Annotated in this window: 12 protein-coding genes and 1 pseudogene; 4 read left to right on the top strand and 9 right to left on the bottom strand. The window is 65.2% G+C overall.

Annotated features, from left to right (window positions below; translation table 11 throughout):
• Positions 1-74 precede the first annotated feature (74 nt).
• Positions 75-1,073: an IS110-like element ISHvo9 family transposase gene (locus HVO_RS03080; protein WP_013035031.1), complete on the top strand. Its 999-nt coding sequence runs from the start codon at positions 75-77 to the stop codon at positions 1,071-1,073.
• 372 nt (positions 1,074-1,445) lie between these two features.
• Here the strand turns inward: HVO_RS03080 and sfsA are convergent, their stop codons facing one another.
• Together sfsA and HVO_RS19880 are read right to left on the bottom strand one after the other, a co-directional pair.
• The gene (gene sfsA / locus HVO_RS03075; RefSeq protein WP_004043193.1) at positions 1,446-2,159 is read right to left on the bottom strand and encodes a DNA/RNA nuclease SfsA; all 714 of its coding nucleotides are present in this window, start codon (positions 2,157-2,159) and stop codon (positions 1,446-1,448) included.
• A 98-nt stretch (positions 2,160-2,257) separates the two neighbouring features.
• A pseudogene (locus tag HVO_RS19880) lies at positions 2,258-2,835 on the bottom strand (ribonuclease H).
• 718 nt (positions 2,836-3,553) lie between these two features.
• Between HVO_RS19880 and HVO_RS03070 the strand changes: the two are divergent.
• Complete coding sequence (locus HVO_RS03070; RefSeq protein WP_004043191.1) at positions 3,554-5,146, top strand: FGGY-family carbohydrate kinase; 1,593 nt, start codon at positions 3,554-3,556, stop codon at positions 5,144-5,146.
• Entirely contained in the window at positions 5,139-6,218 is a 1,080-nt protein-coding gene (locus tag HVO_RS03065) for a hypothetical protein (protein ID WP_004043190.1), read from the top strand. The genes HVO_RS03070 and HVO_RS03065 overlap by 8 nt, the downstream gene beginning before the upstream one ends.
• 152 nt (positions 6,219-6,370) lie before the next feature.
• On the opposite strand, the gene HVO_RS03060 is transcribed toward HVO_RS03065, so the two are convergent.
• The 7 genes from HVO_RS03060 to HVO_RS19875 all read right to left on the bottom strand — a co-directional run bounded on the left by HVO_RS03060 (position 6,371) and on the right by HVO_RS19875 (position 14,850).
• On the bottom strand, positions 6,371-7,174 hold the full coding sequence (locus HVO_RS03060) for an inositol monophosphatase family protein (protein ID WP_004043189.1): 804 nt from the start codon (positions 7,172-7,174) through the stop codon (positions 6,371-6,373).
• A gap of 137 nt (positions 7,175-7,311) precedes the next feature.
• Positions 7,312-8,025 (bottom strand): ThuA domain-containing protein, encoded by a 714-nt coding sequence (locus HVO_RS03055; RefSeq protein ID WP_004043188.1) that lies wholly within the window; start codon positions 8,023-8,025, stop codon positions 7,312-7,314.
• A gap of 240 nt (positions 8,026-8,265) precedes the next feature.
• Complete coding sequence (locus HVO_RS03050; protein ID WP_013035085.1) at positions 8,266-8,709, bottom strand: GlcG/HbpS family heme-binding protein; 444 nt, start codon at positions 8,707-8,709, stop codon at positions 8,266-8,268.
• Positions 8,710-8,776: 67 nt separating this feature from the next.
• Positions 8,777-10,213, bottom strand: a complete 1,437-nt coding sequence (locus tag HVO_RS03045; RefSeq protein ID WP_004043186.1) for an anaerobic glycerol-3-phosphate dehydrogenase subunit C — start codon at positions 10,211-10,213, stop codon at positions 8,777-8,779.
• A 62-nt stretch (positions 10,214-10,275) separates the two neighbouring features.
• Positions 10,276-11,634, bottom strand: a complete 1,359-nt coding sequence (gene glpB / locus HVO_RS03040; RefSeq protein WP_004043185.1) for a glycerol-3-phosphate dehydrogenase subunit GlpB — start codon at positions 11,632-11,634, stop codon at positions 10,276-10,278.
• Positions 11,624-13,315: an anaerobic glycerol-3-phosphate dehydrogenase subunit GlpA gene (glpA, locus tag HVO_RS03035; RefSeq protein WP_013035148.1), complete on the bottom strand. Its 1,692-nt coding sequence runs from the start codon at positions 13,313-13,315 to the stop codon at positions 11,624-11,626. The genes glpB and glpA overlap by 11 nt, the downstream gene beginning before the upstream one ends.
• A 194-nt stretch (positions 13,316-13,509) precedes the next feature.
• The gene (locus tag HVO_RS19875) at positions 13,510-14,850 is read right to left on the bottom strand and encodes a class II aldolase/adducin family protein (protein WP_013035175.1); all 1,341 of its coding nucleotides are present in this window, start codon (positions 14,848-14,850) and stop codon (positions 13,510-13,512) included.
• A 146-nt stretch (positions 14,851-14,996) separates the two neighbouring features.
• Between HVO_RS19875 and dgoD the strand changes: the two genes are divergently transcribed.
• Positions 14,997-16,148: a galactonate dehydratase gene (gene dgoD / locus HVO_RS03025; protein WP_004043182.1), complete on the top strand. Its 1,152-nt coding sequence runs from the start codon at positions 14,997-14,999 to the stop codon at positions 16,146-16,148.
• Positions 16,149-16,196: the final 48 nt, after the last annotated feature.

Here is a 16,196-nt window from a genome sequence, read left to right as displayed (position 1 = left end):
GGCGGCATCCGGGAAAGCCCGCATAGGTGAATTTCTGATTCACGCACCGCCGTCCTATCCCGGAGGAACGAACCATGTACCTCGGAATCGACCTACACAAACGATACGCACAGGTGGCAGTAATGGACCTCGAGGGCGAGATTGTCGAAGAGGTTCGCGTCAAAAACGCGAACCTCGACGACCTCGCTCAGCGATACGCTGGCTCTCGTGCAGTAATCGAGGCGACCAGCAATTACTACCACGTCTACGATACTCTCGCGGAGTACTTGGACGTAACCGTCGCTCATCCAGGCAAACTGACGCTCATCGCTCGGTCAGACAAGAAAACCGACCGCGTCGACGCGAAAGAACTCGCGCGGCTGCTCCGGCTGAACTCTGTTCCGCAGAGTTACGTTCCTACCGACGAGATTCGGGAAGCCCGCGCACTCGTGCGCGGGCGACAGACCTTGGTCGAAGATCGGACCAAGTTCGCCAACAAAATCCACGGCTTGCTCGCCGATAACGGCATCACTCAGACGGTAAAACCGCTGAGTGTCGAGGGACGAGAGTTCCTCCGGGAACTCTCGCTCCCGTCTCCGTGGGACAGTCTCTTGGACTCGTATCTCGACGTGGTCGAGACGCTAACCGAGCAGATGACTCAGTTGGAAGCGGCGATTGAGGAGCGCGCTGGGTCTCTGAAGGAGACCCAGCTGCTGATGACCATCCCCGGTGTCAGTTACTACTCCGCGTTGCTGGTCTACGCTGAACTGGGTGAGATCGATCGGTTCGACGGCCACAAAGAGGTCGTGAGTTACATGGGACTGAACCCGACGATCCGCGAGTCCGGTGACTCGCGGATCGAGGGTGGTATCTCGAAACGCGGCTCAGGACGAGTTCGCTGGATCTTGGTTCAGAGTGCGTACTCAGCCGTGTACACGTGTAAAGACGCGTATCTAAGCACGTTCTTCCACCGGTTGAATCGTCGAATGAACTCGAAAAAAGCGATCGTCGCGACGGCACGAAAACTGCTCGTCTCGATGTACTACATGCTCGTCCGAGAGGAAGTCTACGATCCACCGGGGGTGAGCGCCTGAAGAAGGGAATCTGAGGAACGCCGGACCGGCGTTCCTCAGTGGCCGGATGAGGCCAGCGTAAGCGACAGCTCTAGCAAGACTCGTTCCGACCGCCTACCGGTTGTGGAGGTCTCAATCACCACGTTGTCTAGTGGTTTCTCGTCGTTGAGGGACTAGAGAAGCTAGATCGTGCGAACAACTTTATCGCCAGCGGTGGTTAGTTGAGCCAGCAGAATTTCCATAGGTGAATATAGAGGGGGAGTTCAGCAAGACTCAGATATTCATTTCACGCGACCAGTGACAAAAATACACCCAAACAAGGGCCTTCTGTAATACAGAACTCAGGATATAGGTACAAAATGAACACTGTTCGAGCACCGAGCGTACCGCTCGTCATCCCATGTCGACTGGCAGGTTGTCGTTCCGAAGTGAGTAGTGAGGCGGGTCGAACGAGGTCGTAATCGCGTGTACGCCCACCCCGATCTCCTGTACACGGGCGAGTAAGTCGACGAACTCCGGGTCGACAGCTCGGTAGGGGCGGAAACGTTCGACATCAGGTCGCTGCACGACGAACACGACGTGTGTCTCGTGGCCGTCTTCAGAGAGCGCTTCGAGGCTCCGGAGGTGGCGCCGACCGCGCTCGGTTTGGCGGTCGGGAAACATGGCGACGCCGTCCTCGACGTGCGTGCAAGATTTGATTTCGACGAAGGCGGTCTCGTCGGCCGGCGTCTCGACGAGAAAATCTGTCCGGCCGTGCTCCGGTAGTACAGGCTCGCGTTTCAGGCAACTGTACCCGGCGAACGCGGGGATTGTATCGCGGGCGAGCACGCGCTCGAAGAGGTCGTTCGCAAACGCCGGGCGGACGCTCACGTACACGCCGTCGACGCGGACGGTGATGGCGTCGTAGTCCGTCGCACGCTCCGGGTCGTCAACCGGCGAACAGAGAATCTCGTTTCCCGGCTCGACCGTGCCTTCGAGGGCACCGGGGTCTCCGAGAAAGACGCGCTCAGGGGCGTCCTCGAACCGAACACGGACGACGAACCGATTCGGTCGGTCGACGATGATTCCGGTGAGTAACTCGCCGTCGATTGTGAGTAGTGGGTCCATGTGTTGTGGATACGATGCGGCCGAGGGGATACCAATCGTTCGCTTCGAGTCTGTGAAAGCTCTCGGGTCGTCGGGGCGTGTCTCTCTTCCGGCCCTTATCAGGCTCCGAGATTTGCGATATCGGACCCGACCGTCGCCAGCGCGTCGGCAGGTTCGGGTCGCTGTCAGCCAGATGCTCGTACCAGTGGTTCGGAACACGAGCCAGCGCCGTGGCGGTGGCCTTGCCGTACGTCTCGACGCCGGGCTCTGCCGAGTCGTTACTATCCCAGACATCGCGGATGACGGTCATCGACTCGATTCAAACCGCTACGTTCTGTGGCTCGTAGCGAGCTATAGTTTGAAGAGGCCAAGTTGGAGAGCGACGTACTCCGCGGTGTTGTTCCCCGCCCGAGATCCGACGGGGCGATCGAGACGAGCCACCAACGTACAGGACGAACGAGCGGTCGGTCGGCTCCGGGACGGATAGACGGCTGCGATCTGAGGACAGGAGATCTTCGAGTGCCTGACGGAACTCCGCCGGGGTGGTTGCGGGGTCGAGGAGGCTGTTGTATCCGGGGACCGCGTCGTCGATGAGTTCGGTGGCAACTGCCATCTTGTATCCGACGCCTGCGAGCACCTCGTCGACGAGCATGGCGAGCGATGAGAGGTGTTCGAAGGGGAGCGGTTCTTCGCTCACGCCAGCACCACCTCGTTCCGGTCTCCGTTGCCGAATCTCCTATCCTCGCTTGTGGGTGAGTTCGTCGGTTCGTCGAACATCTGCATACCTCACCTCCGTCGTCGAACGAGATAATTCCTTCAATGCGCTAGCCGTGGCAGTGAGGTATCGATTGAAGCCCGCCCACCTGTCCCGACGATGCCCGACGCGAGCACCCCCATAACCGGAGAGAACGTCAAGTTGGTGGTCCAGCCATCTCTACCTCTCGGCGGTCATCCCATTAGTCATGGGCTATCTCGGGTTCAAACGCGCGGACCTGAACTGGCCGACTACTCCAACCACCCCCGAACAGCACTAACAGCGATGGTCCAGCGTGCGATACTACCGAGTGCGAGCGAGTCGGAGCGGGAGCCCGATGTCGGACAAAGATTACGCGAATAGCTCTGTAATTCGATCGCACACCATCGGTTCCGCTGAGCTGGTGCGTGTTTCTTCATACTGAAGCGCGTTGCTCTCGAACCGCTGGTTTTCGCCCGGTGGTTCCGAACCGCCGTGTCCGGGTTCGTCGCCGAGAGCCCCTACGTTGAGGTGTTTCGGCGGCCCCCACGGTCGATTCGGAAATAGTGAATGCTGTGCCGACACCGAGTACGACCGTGAGAAGACTAAACGCGGCGTCCGCCCGCCCACAATTCTACAGCAATCCAAACCTATATTAGAATGATAATGATAATGGTCTATTATGGCGCAAGTCATTATCGGCGTAGACGCCGGTACGACAGTGATTAAATCGGTCGCCTTCTCGCTCAACGGTGAGGAGCTACACAAGAGCAGTGTCGAAAACGCGGTCGACCGGCCCGAATCCGGCTGGGCAGAACAGTCCATGGTGACGACGTGGAAGAAGACCGCACAGACGCTCAGCGAGGTCGAAGACCAGTTGGACGACGACGACGAGGTCCTCGCGCTCGGCGTCACCGGGCAGGGCGACGGCTGTTGGCTCGTCGACGAGGACGGTGACCCGGTCCGCCCCGCGATTCTCTGGTCCGACGGCCGTACGAGTTCCGTCGTGCAGGCGTGGCAGCAGTCAGGGGTCTCCGAACAGGTCTACGACATCTGCGGCGGCACCCAGTTCCCGGGGAGCAGCCTCGTCATCCTCCGGTGGCTCAAGGAGAACGAACCCGAGCGCTACGAGGAGGCCGACACGGTCTTCTACTGCAAGGACTGGCTGAAGTACAAGCTCACCGACGAACTCACCACGGACCCGAGCGACGCGTCGCTCCCATACGTCGAATCGGAGTCCGCCGAGTACTCCGACGAGGTTCTGGACGTCGTCGGTATGCCGGAGGTCGGCGAGATGCGCCCCGATCTCGTCCCGGGCACCGACGTCGTCGGCGGCCTCACCCGGAACGCGGCGGTCGAGACGGGGCTCCCTGAGGGGACGCCCGTTGTTTCCGGCTTCATCGATATCGCCGCGTCAGCCTTCGGAAGCGGGGCCGCAAACCCGGGCGACGGCTCTTCTATCGTCGGGACGACATCAGTGAATCAGACAGTTCTCGACGAGGCCCCCGACGACGACGAGCAGACGGGTATCCTGCTGACGCTCGGCGTCGAAGGCGGACTCTGGACAAAGTTCATGTCCTCGATGACCGGCACGCCGAATCTCGATTGGGCCATCGAGGAGATTATGGACAAGAGCAGTTTCAACCTCGTCGAAGAGGAGGTCGAGTCGATTCCCGTCGGCTCCGACGGCCTCATCTACCACCCGTTCCTCAGTTCTGCAGGCGAGCGTGCCCCCTTCCTCAACCCCAACGCGCGAGCGCAATTCATGGGGCTGAACCAAGAACACACGCAGGCACACCTCGTCCGCGCGGTCTACGAGGGCATCTCGCTTGCCATGCGTGACTGTTTCACGCACCTTCCACAGAACGCCGACGAGGTGTATCTCAGCGGCGGCGGCGCGAACTCGGACTTCTGGTGTCAGATGTTCGCCGACTGCCTGAACGCGACCATCATCATCCCGGAGGGAACCGAGTTCGGCGCGAAGGGAGCCGCGCTCCTCGCCGGCGTCGGCACGGGTGCCTACGACGACCTCCCCAGCGCCGCGGCCACCACGTCGTCCGTCGCGCAGTCGTTCGAACCGCGGCCGAAGAAGGTCCAGCAGTACAGCCGCTGGTACGACGTGTACACCGATGCCTACGAGGCGACGTTCGCGGTCTGGGACGAGCGCGTCGAGGCGTTGGAGGACCTCCGCTACATGTCGCAGTCCGCGGGCGCGAGACCGAACAAGAAGACCGTCGTCGGCAAGGACACAGTGAAAGGGGGATACGATGATTGACCTGTCGTTCCTCTCTTTCGGTATGCTCGTCGCCGCCTTCGCCGGCGGCGCGTTCGGCGCCGCAATCGGCGGTCAACCCGCCTTCATCTTCACCGGCTTCCTCGTCATCGCGGGCGAGGCCGGCAACCTCGCGACCGAGGCCGTCGCCGCGGCCACGAACGCCGACCCGGCGCAACTGAGCGCGCTCGGCCTCACCGGGTCGGTCGCGTTCGGTCCCGTCTTCGGCCCGCACATCAGCTTCGCCGCGGGGGCCGCCGCCTCCGCCTACGCCGCCAAGCGAGGGTACATGGACGCGGAGTTCGATTACCACCCCGCGAAGAACATCAACTACGCGTTCGGCACGAAACCGGACGTGCTCCTCGTCGGCGGGCTGTTCGGTATCGCCGGCTACCTGATGGCGCAGGTCATGGTTGCGTTCGCCGCGCCGTGGGACCCCGTCGCGATGGCCGTCGTCCTCTCGGCGGCGCTCCACCGCGTCGCGTTCGGCTACGACCTCGTCGGTCAGTCGGCGGAGGGACGGCTCAACATGCGTCCGTTCGTCGAAGAACGGTTCCGCGACGCGCCGCAGGCCACCACCGACGGCGGACAACCGCAGTCCGGGGCGGCGACCCGGTACCTCGTCGAGCCGTGGCTGCCGCAGCAGTACAAGTGGCTGAACGTCTCCCTGCTCGGACTCGCCGTCGGGGTGCTCGGGGCGTACCTCGGGTACGCGACGGGCAGCGTCTACCTCGGGTTCGGCATCAGCGCCGTCTCGCTCATCTTCCTGAGCATCGGCTTGGAGCACTTCCCTGTCACCCACCACATCACCCTCCCCGCGAGCACGGCGGTTTTCGCGATGGCCCCCGAGGGCGCGGCGGTGAGCTCGCTGCCGCTCGCCGAGGTGGTCCTCGTCGGCGCGGCCATGGGCATCGTCTGCGCGCTGTTCGGCGAACTCTTCCAGCGCGTCTTCTACGCGCACGGCGACACGCACTTCGACCCGCCGGCCGCGGCCATCGTCTTCGGGACGTTCCTCGTCGCGGTCCTCGGAGCGCTCGGCGTGTTCCCGCACACCTCGTGGGTGCCGCCACTGTGACTGACACTCGCCCGCAGACCACGAGACTCGACTGAGACGACGACTCGACCGACGCACCAGACCCGACCGCTCTCGACCGACGGGCACCGATGGACTACCGTTCCCAGTCCGCGCACCGCGAACGGCTCCCCGCATAAACGACCGCTTCGCCGCTAGTGAATCGCTTCGAACGCCGCCTGCGCCGTTTCGAGCACCTCCTCGTGGGCCCGACCGTTCGACGCGACCAGCCCGGGGCGTCCAGGCAACCACTCGTTTCCGTGAATGTCCGTCACGACACCGCCAGCCTGCCGAACGTGGTGCACGCCGGCGACCGTGTCCCACGCGTTGGGGTGCTCGTCGAGGCCAACGACCGCATCTATCGAACCGTCAGCGACCCGCGAGAGCGTTAGTTGCGTGGTTCCGATGCGGCGGAGTTCTCCGAACCGGCCGAATATCTCGCCGGCAAGCGTCTCGACCGCGGGGCGGTCCTCAGGTCCGAACCGGAGCGTCGAGGCGACGATGAACGCCTCGATGTCGGGTTCGTCGTTCACGGTTATCGGCCGTCCGTTGCGCTCGATTTCCCCGCCGGTCGTGACGTACGTGTCGCCCGTCGCCGGCGCGACGTTGACCGCGGCCAGCGGTTCCATGTCCTCGACGATGGCGACGCTCGTCACCCACGCGTTCGTCCCGCGGGTGAAGTTCTGCGTCCCGTCGATGGGGTCGATGACCCACGCGTAGCCCGATTCCGGCACGGTCTTTCGCTCGTCTTCCTCCTCGCCGACGACGGCGTCGTCCGGGAACCGCTCCCGAATCGTCGAGATGACCCGACGCTGGGTCTCGCGGTCGATTTCGGTCACGAGGTCGGTCTTGTCGCCCTTCTGTTCGATATCGAAGTCCGTTCTGAAGTGTTCGAAGGCGTACTCCGCCCCGGTCTCTGCGGCCTCTACCGCGACTGCTTCGCGCGAGTGCTTCTCCATACTCGGCTATCCGTTCACGGCGAGAAAAAACCTCGGACGGCGGTCGTCCCTTCCCGAATTCGGTTCGTCCCGTTCCGTCTCGTTCCATCCTGTCTCGTCCCGTCCCGCAACGCCCCGAGCACCCTCGGCCGCGCCGCTCACTCGACCGGGTCGACCGCGCGGTTCGCCGTCGGAACCGCCTCGTCACCGCCCGCGGCCGCCCATCTGACCGCGTTGTCGAGCACCTCTCGCACGACGGGAACCTCGTACACCGGATAGGTCTCGTGGCCGGGGCGGAAGTAGAATATCCGACCGCTACCGCGCCGGTAGCAACAGCCGGAGCGGAACACCTCGCCGCCCTCGAACCACGAGGCGAACACTAGACGGTCGGGCTCGGGGACCGCGAACGGTTCGCCGTACATCTCCGTCTCCGGGACGACAAAAGACTCGTCGAGACCGTCGGCGATGGGGTGGCCGGGGTCGACCACCCACACTCGCTCTCGCTCGCCGGACTCGCGGTACCGGAGCGAACAGGGCGTGCCCATCAGTCGCTTGAACACCTTCGAGAAGTGCGCGGAGTGCAACGGGACGAACCCCATGCCGTCGTAGACGTGTTCGCAGACCCGCTCGACGACCGCGTCTTCGACCGCCTCGTGGGCCTTGTGACCCCACCAGATCAACGCGTCGGTGTCGTCGAGCACCGCCTCGGTGAGGCCGTGGTCAGGTTCGTCGAACGTCGCGACACGCACGTCGTGACCCCGCGATTCGAGGGCCTCGGCGAGCACCGCGTGGATGCCGTCGGGGTAGACCGCGGCGACTTCCTCGTCCGTTCGCTCCTGTACGTACTCGTTCCATACGGTCACGGATGCCATACGTCCACAACGCGCGCACCCGGTCTAAAACTACCGAAATATCGACATGTGGGCGGTGACCGACGCCGCGGCGGTTGCGAAAAGCGAGGCGGGACAGACGCCCCGTGGGTGCCTGCGTGAGCGTTCTCGAACCGCGGTCACGGCTCGGACCGGTCGCGGTCTCGCCGCCGGCGTCGTCGACCTCCGAGTCCGGTCGCTCCCGCGGTCAGTCGTCAGTCGCTCGCGTTTCCTCGGAACGGCTCAGTCGTCGCTCGGAACCGCGTCCGCTTCGACGAGTTTGGTCCAGCGCTCGACACCGGCCTCGGCGACGTCGCGGTCCTGCGTGACAGCGCCGCCGGAGACGCCGATAGCGCCGACGACTTCGCCGTCGCGTTCGAGCGGGTAGCCGCCGCCGAAGACGACCATCCGGCCGTCGTCTCGCGTGTCCAGCCCGTACAGCGAGTTCCCCGGCTCGGACGCCTCGGCGAGTTCGTGCGTCGGCATGTCGAGAGCGGCGGACGTGTAGGCCTTGTTACGTGAGATGTTGACGGAGGCGAGCCACGCGCCGTCCATCCGGTGCTGCGCGATGAGGTTCCCCTCGCTATTGGCGACCGTGACGACCATGGGGTTCTCGATCTCGTCGGCCCGGGTCTCGGCCGCTTCGATCAACTGCGTTGCTACGTCTAGCGGGATTGCTTCCACCATGCATGCGTAATGCCCGTACGCGGACACATAAATCCGGTCATTTTTCGTCGGAGTTCTCCCCCGGCCGTCACTCGACGAGCGCGTCTTCGAGCAGTTCGAGCGGGTGGCGTATCTCGTAGCCCGTGCCGTGTTCCATCTGCATCGCGCAGGTGGGACACTCGGTGATGCCCGCGTCGCCCTCGGCGTGGCGCATGTGGTCGAACATCTCCTCGCCGATTTTCATCGACTTGTCGTACTTCTCTTCCTTCCAGCCGTAGGTCCCCGAGATGCCGGAACAGGAGTCACCCACGTCCTCTATTTCGACGCCGTCGACGTCGCGGAACAGTTCGACGACCTGCCGGTGGAGCCCCTGATTGCGAGCGTGGCACGGTCCGTGGTAGCCGAACGACTCCCCGTCGAGTTCGGCGTCGGCCAGCGCGCCCCGCAGGTTCTCGTGGATGCGGAGGTACTCCAGCGCCTCGAACGTGTTGTCCGAGACGTCCTCGATACCGTCGATGTCGAACAGCTCGGGATACTCCTGCCGGAGCGACAGCGAACAGGAGGTACACGAGGCGATGACGTCCGCGCCGTCCGCCAGCGCGGCCGCGAGGTGTTCGACGTTCGTCTCGGCGTGTCGTCGCGCGTCGTCGAGCATGCCGTTCGCGAACATCGGCGTCCCCGAGCACCCCTGCGGCGGGACGAGGACCTCGTAACCGAACTGCTCGAAGACGCGGACCATCGCCTTCGCCACCTCCGGCGTGTTGTAGTTGGCGTAACAGCCGTGGAAGTAGGCGACCCGCTTTTCGGGGTTCTCCACCCGCGCCCCGCCGCGTTCGCGCCACCACTCCCGGAACGTCTGCGACGCGAACTCGGGGAAGTCGCGTTCGGCGGTGACGCCCAGCAGTTTCTCCATCGCCCAGCGCGCCGGGCCGAAGTTCATGGCGAAGTTCGCGAGTCGCGGAACCGCCGACGCGACCGCGGCCGAGGTCCGGTAGTTGGCGAGGATGCGGTTGCGGACGTACTCCCGCGAGAGCGTGCTCATCTGTTCACTCACGTACTCGCCGCGGGCCTCGTTGTGCATCTGGCTGAGCGGGACGCTCGACGGGCACGCCGAGTCACAGCGCATGCAGTTCGAACACGACATGACGGAGTCGTCAATGTCGGCGTCATCTTTGCGCTTGAGTCGCCACTGCTCCGGCCCTTGGAACTTCGGTCCGGGAAACTCCTCGTCCACCTCAGCGACCGGGCAGGACGTGTCGCAGGCAGTGCATTTGTAGCAGTCGTCCGCGCCCGCTCGGAGGTCGAGGTCGCCCTCCTCGAACACGTCGGTCAGTTCCGAGCCGGTATCGTACTCGGCACTCTCGGAGGCTGACGCGGCCGCAACCCCGCCGTCAGTGACTCGTCGTTCCCCGTCGGTTCGTCGCTGTTTTCCCCCGCTGGTCGTCCTGTCTCTCTCAATCGTCTGGTCGTGGCTGTTCGTCCGATTCGATTCGGTCGTTCGGTCTCTGTCGTCGCTCGCTGTCATAGTCTCGTGTGTGGGTCGTGTCTGTTGTCGTTCGGTCGTCCGTGTCGCCGGCCGTCTCGCCGTCAGTCTCCGAGTTCCTTCGCGGCGTTGCGTCCCGCGACAACACCCGTTGCGAGAGAGACGCCCGCAGCGGACTTCTCCCGGGCGGCGTCCGCGCCGCCGACCACCGCGCCGGCGGCGAAGAGGTTCTCGAACTCCGGTGTTCCGTCGGCGGCGAGCGGCCGCATCTTAGCGTCCGGTTCGACGCCGAAGCGGGCGTAGGGATGCGCCCCGAACGCGTCGTCAACGAACCAGTCGTAGCGGTCCGACGGTTGGGGGACGCGGCAGTCGAACACGGGCTCTCTGACCGCCGTCCGGTCGGAGTCGAGGCCCTTGCCGACGAGGCCGCCAGTCGCGAGGACGAACGAGTCGGCCGCGTACGGCACCTCTCGGCCTTTCCGGTCAACGAGCACCGCATCGACGTGCCCCGACTCGCCATCGGTCTCGTAGCCGACGACGGGGTTCCCGGTCTCGTACAGGACGCCCTCGGCGTCGAGCGCGTCGTAGAGACGGTCCTCCAGCCGGAGGCCGGGGAGGCTCGGCGGCCCCATCGGAATCTCGAACACGTCGACGCCGAGTCGCTCCGAGAGCGCCGCCCGAACCGCGTCGGCGCGGTCGTCGCCGAGCACGGCCGGAAAGCCCACGCGCTCCGCGCGGTCGACGTACGGCTTCACGGCGTCCACGAGCGCCCGCCTCACCGGAGTCCCGTCGAGGCGCTCGTCGTGGTCCAGCGCCTTCGCGATTCGCGTCACCGGTGCGTCCGCCCGGAACTCCTCGGCGAACTCGATTTCGACGCCGGCGACGGGAAACGGGACGCCCGCGGCCTCAAGCGAGTCCGCGAGCATGCGGGCGTCGAAGTCCGTGAACGATCGGAAGCCGACGACGAGCATCGGTCGGTCGTCGCTCGCCAGCCCTTCGGCCGCGGCGCGCGGGTATCGTGCGGTCGGCTTCACCGCGCCGCCGAACGTCGGCAGGAGCGCGTTACGGTCCGTGTGGCCGCCGTGATACGCGTCACCAGTGAGGTCGTCAAACAGCGCGAGGCCGTCCCGCAGGGCGGACTCGCCGACGAGCGAGTAGGGGTGGTCCGCCGGGAGGTCGTCGAATCCGTCGGTCGGTCTGACGAGCGGTCCCTGGTACGCGTCCCGGTTCGACCGCACCGCTCGGAAGTCTGCGCGCCCTTGGGTGACGTAATCCGCCCCCTCTGCCGCCGAGTCCCGCGACGGCACGTAGCCGAGGGCGTCGACCAGCCCCGACGCCTGTCGAAGCGTCGTCTTCTTGTGGGAGACCAATCTGACCGTCACGCCCTCGCGGGCGGCCGCGACCGCGCTTGCCATCCCGGCGAGTCCGCCGCCGACGACGAGCACGTCGCTCTCAATCGCCATGGCTGCCCTCCGGAACTGCGGTCCGTCCCCCGTCGAAGGCGCGGTACTCGATGTTCTCGTCGCCGGCGACGTGATTCGCGTCGTGATTCATCGTCGTCGCGTGAAGCATGGCGTTGAGCATAGCCTGCGAGAGCTGTTCGCCCCAGAGGGCGTGACGCTGACCCTTCCAGCGCTCCTGATACAGTTCGTCGACGGCGTCGCGGGCGACCTCGGCTCCGTGGTCGGGATAGAGTTCGGCTCCCAGCCGATGACTACAGAAGCCGCCCTGACAGTTCCCCATCGACGCACGGGTTCGGAGGCGGACCCCGTTGAGGTCCGCGCCGACTTGGTCGATGGCGTCTCTGACCTCGGCGCGGGTGACTGCCTCGCACTCGCAGAGCGTCGGGTTCGGCTCGTCGATGTCGAGCACCTCGGGAGCCCTGTCGCCGAGTCGCTGACCGCTTCTGCGGGCGATGGGCGAGCGCAGGTCGAACTCGTCCATGTACTCGTCGAGCGCCGAGGGGTCGGCGCTCCCGGGGAGCGGAACCTCGTCCGTCCGGCAGGGTTCCTCGACGCCCAGTACCTCGCAGACGTGGTCGCTGACGGACTCCGCCATCTCTCGGTAGGTGGTGAGCTTGCCGCCGACGACGGAGGCGAACCCCGCGACTCCGTCGCGCTCGGCGTGGTCGAGCACGAAGTAGTTCCGCGTCACGTCGCCGGGGTCGGTCGTCGACTTCGGGTTCGGGTCGTACAGCGGTCTGACGCCCCAGTAGGCGCGTATCATGCGGGCGTCGGCGACCACCGGAACCATCTCGGAGGCGATGTCAATCATCATGTCCACTTCCCACTGCTCTTCGGGGTAGTCGTCTGGGTCGTCAACCGGGTCGTCGTTTGCGCCGAGCAGGACCGTCGTCTCGTGGGGGATGATGGTATCGCCCTCGCCCTTCGGGAGACAGCGGTTGATGACCGTGTCCAACTGCCGGACGTTGGTGACGACCATCGCGCCCTTCGAAATCGCCATTTCGAGGTCGACGCCGGCCATCGCCGCCAACTGTCCCGCCCACGCGCCGGTCGCACTGACAACGTAGTCCGCCTCGAACGTCTCGGTGTCGCCCGCCGCGCCCTCGCTGTGGTGGTTCGGCCCCTGTCGCTTGACTTCGACGCCGGCCACCCGTCCGCCCTCGACGACAAGGTCGACGACTTCCGCGTGCGTCTCGATGCGCGCGCCGTGTTCGACGGCGCTCGCGGCGTTCGCCACGCAGAGGCGGAACGGGTCGACCGCGCCGTCGGGAACCCATATGGCACGCTCGACCGCGTCGGTGAGGTAGGGTTCGCGCCGTCTCGCCTCCTCGCCCGAGATGACCTCGGTCGGGATGTCGCACTCCGCACACCCGGCCAACTTCCGTTCGAAGTAGTCGTCGGAGTCGCCCTCCAACTGGACGAACAGCCCGCCGGTGTCCTCGATACAGTGGCCCGCGATGCGGTGGAGCACCCGGTTTTCCCGCATGCAGTCGACGGCGCTCTCTTTGTCCGACACCGCGTAGCGGGCCCCGCTGTGGAGGTGGCCGTGGGTGCGCCCGGTCGTCCCCTCTGTGAGATTCCCCCGCTCCACGAGCGTCACGTCGAAGCCGCGCATCGCGAGGTCGCGGGCGGTCCCCGTACCGGTGGCTCCACCGCCGATAACGACGACTGAGTAGCTCATATAATTATGAAGAACCATGGGTAGCGACGTAATAATTGTTGTGCTCACCGAATTTTCCGCGGTCGCGGGTCGGACGCGGCGGCGGCACCGCTCACGCGCCTTCCGTGACACGGGTCTCGATTCGGCGCTTCTCCGAGCCGTGACCGGCGATTCGCCGGTGTGCCGACTCGACGGTCGCTCCGAGGACGGCCCGTTTAGTGGTCCTGTCCGTAGTCGGCGAAGCGGTCGAGGAGGGTATCGATTTCCTCGTCGGGGAGTAGCGAGGGCTCGCCGATGTTGAGCGCCTGGTAGTGGATGCGGGCGCAGTACTCGACCATGAGCGCCACCTCGTACGCCTCCGCGACGGAGTCGCCGACGGCGACGACGCCGTGGTTTTCGAGGAGACAGGCGTTGTAGTCGTCGCCCAGTGCCTCCAGAGCGAGGTCGGCCAGTCCCTGCGTCCCGTAAGTCTCGTACCCCGCGACGGGAATCTCGTCGCCGGCAAAGGCGATGAGGTAGTGCGAGGCCGGAATCGGCTCGCCGAGGCTCGCGAAGGTGCTGGCGTACGGGGAGTGATTGTGGACTACCGCGCCCGCGTCCTCGCGCTCGCGGAGGATGCCGGTATGCATACGGACCTCGCTCGACGGCTTGCGGTCGCCGGCGACCAACTCGCCGTCCAGCGTGACGACGGGCACGTCCTCGGATTCGATCTCGTCGTAGGGCATCCCCGAGGGACTGATGGCGACGAGGTCGTCGGCCTGCGCGCTGATGTTTCCGCCGGTCCCCTCGGTCAGTCCCTGATGGAGCATCTCACGGCCGAACTCGCTGACCGCCGAGCGGTGCGACGCGAGGTCGGATAGTCGGTCGGCGGGGACGCGATCCCCGGTCGGGTCCGGCCCGTCCTCGTCGGCCGACTGCGTCTGCCCGTAGTCGGCGAAGCGGTCGAGGAGAGTGTCGATTTCCTCGTCGGGGAGCAGCGAGGGCTCGCCGACGCTGCGCGCCTGGTAGTGGATGCGGGCACAGTACTCGACCATGAGCGCCACCTCGTACGCCTCCTCGGCGGTCGCACCGGTAGCGAGGACGCCGTGTTTTTCGAGGAGACAGGCGTTGTAGTCGTCGCCTAACGTCTCCACCGCCACGTCGGCGAGTTCAGCGGTCCCGTAGGTTTCGTAACTCGCCACGGGAATCTCGTCGCCGATGAACGCGATGAGGTAGTGCGAGGGGCCGACTGGTTCGTCGATACTGGCGAAAGTGCTGGCGTACGGGGAGTGGTTGTGGACCACCGCGCCCACGTCCTCGCGCTGGCGGAGCACGTCCGTGTGCATCCGGAACTCGCTCGATGGCTTGCGGTCGCCGGCGACTCGTTCTCCGTTGATGTCGAGTATCGGTACGTCCTCGGGTTCGATTTCTTCGTAGGGCATCCCCGAGGGGCTGATGGCGACAGTTCCGTCGTCCGCCCTGACGCTGATGTTTCCGCCGGTTCCTTTCGTGAGGCCGTCTGCCAGCATGCGCTTGCCGAGCGTACTGACTAGACGCTGAGGCTCGTTCACCGTCATGATTGTTCTATCCAGAGGGGGGGTGATAATTCTAGGGGTTGCAACAGCGACGGTCCGACGCGACCCGTGTTTTTCTCGGCGTTCGTCGCGGGCGGGCCGCCGCAGTCGGACAAACTACTTTACGACCGCGGATCGTCGGTTCGCCCATGGAAATAACCGGGTACGAACTGTTCGAAGTCCCGCCCCGGTGGGTCTTCCTCAAGCTCGAAACCGACGCGGGCGTCTGCGGCTGGGGGGAGCCAATCGTGGAGGGCTACGCGAAGACGACGAAGGCCGCCGTCGAGGAGATGGTCGACAACTACCTCCTCGGGACCGACCCGCTCGAAATCGAGCGCCACTGGCAGGCGATGTATCGTGGGCGGCACTTCCGGGGCGGCCCGGTTCTCATGAGCGCTATCGGCGGTATCGACCAAGCGCTGTGGGACATCAAGGGGAAACACTACGGCGCACCCGTCTACGACCTCCTCGGCGGAAAGGCCCGCGACCGGATTCGGGTCTACCAGTGGGTCGGCGGCGAGACGCCCGAGGCCATCGCGCGCGCCGCGGCCGAGGAGGTCGACCGCGGCTACGACTGCCTGAAGCTCTCCGCCGTCTCGCAGTTAGACCGCATCGACTCCCCGGCCGCGGTGGCCCGGGTCCGCGAGCGCCTCGAAGCCGTCCGATCCGAGGTCGGGGACGACGTGGACATCGTCGTCGACTTCCGTGGGCGCATCACGACCGGGATGGCGAAATGGGTCGCCGACGAACTCGACCCGCTCGATCCGATGTTCTACGAGGAGCCTGTCCTCCCCGAACACGCGCGCTCCCTGCCGCGCATCGAGAACCGAACCAAGGTCCCTCTCGCGACCGGCGAACGCCTGTACTCCCGCTGGGACTTCGAGCGGACGCTGGAACTCGACGCCATCGACGTGCTTCAACCCTCCCCGTCCCACGCCGGGGGTATCTCGGAGGTCCGCAAGATAGCCACGGCGGCCGAGGCGAAAGATATGCTCGTCTCGCTTCACTGCCCGCTGGGGCCGATTTCGTTCGCCTCCTGTCTCCACCTCGATATGGTGCTCCCGAACGCCATCGCACAGGCGCAGAACCTCGAAATCCACCGCGCCGACGGGAACGACCTCCTCGGGTACCTCGACGACCCCGCCGTCTTCGGGTTCGACGACGGCTTCGTCTCCGCTCCCGACGCCCCCGGCCTCGGCGTGAAGATAGATGAGGAGGCCGTCCGCGAGCACGCGCAGTCCCGCGTCGACTGGCAGAGCCCGATATGGTACCATGAGGACGGGAGCGTCGCCGAGTGGTGAACCACCGACGCGGCCGATTCGGCGATAGTGAATACTTTTATGGTAAAC

This window comes from Haloferax volcanii DS2, from assembly GCF_000025685.1.
GTDB lineage: Archaea > Halobacteriota > Halobacteria > Halobacteriales > Haloferacaceae > Haloferax > Haloferax volcanii.
The sequence above is the reverse complement of the archived record's forward strand: the minus strand, read 5'-3'. Positions and strand labels throughout refer to the sequence as shown.

Bases quoted from the DNA above. Each gene is read 5' to 3' on its own strand.
- glpB (WP_004043185.1), bottom strand. From the start codon at position 11,634: ATGGCGATTGAGAGCGACGTGCTCGTCGTCGGCGGCGGACTCGCCGGG.
- HVO_RS03080 (WP_013035031.1), top strand. From the start codon at position 75: ATGTACCTCGGAATCGACCTACACAAACGATACGCACAGGTGGCAGTA.
- HVO_RS19875 (WP_013035175.1), bottom strand. From the start codon at position 14,850: ATGACGGTGAACGAGCCTCAGCGTCTAGTCAGTACGCTCGGCAAGCGC.
- HVO_RS03050 (WP_013035085.1), bottom strand. From the start codon at position 8,709: ATGGTGGAAGCAATCCCGCTAGACGTAGCAACGCAGTTGATCGAAGCG.
- dgoD (WP_004043182.1), top strand. From the start codon at position 14,997: ATGGAAATAACCGGGTACGAACTGTTCGAAGTCCCGCCCCGGTGGGTC.
- HVO_RS03065 (WP_004043190.1), top strand. From the start codon at position 5,139: ATGATTGACCTGTCGTTCCTCTCTTTCGGTATGCTCGTCGCCGCCTTC.
- glpA (WP_013035148.1), bottom strand. From the start codon at position 13,315: ATGAGCTACTCAGTCGTCGTTATCGGCGGTGGAGCCACCGGTACGGGG.
- HVO_RS03055 (WP_004043188.1), bottom strand. From the start codon at position 8,025: ATGGCATCCGTGACCGTATGGAACGAGTACGTACAGGAGCGAACGGAC.
- HVO_RS03045 (WP_004043186.1), bottom strand. From the start codon at position 10,213: ATGACAGCGAGCGACGACAGAGACCGAACGACCGAATCGAATCGGACG.
- HVO_RS03060 (WP_004043189.1), bottom strand. From the start codon at position 7,174: ATGGAGAAGCACTCGCGCGAAGCAGTCGCGGTAGAGGCCGCAGAGACC.
- sfsA (WP_004043193.1), bottom strand. From the start codon at position 2,159: ATGGACCCACTACTCACAATCGACGGCGAGTTACTCACCGGAATCATC.
- HVO_RS03070 (WP_004043191.1), top strand. From the start codon at position 3,554: ATGGCGCAAGTCATTATCGGCGTAGACGCCGGTACGACAGTGATTAAA.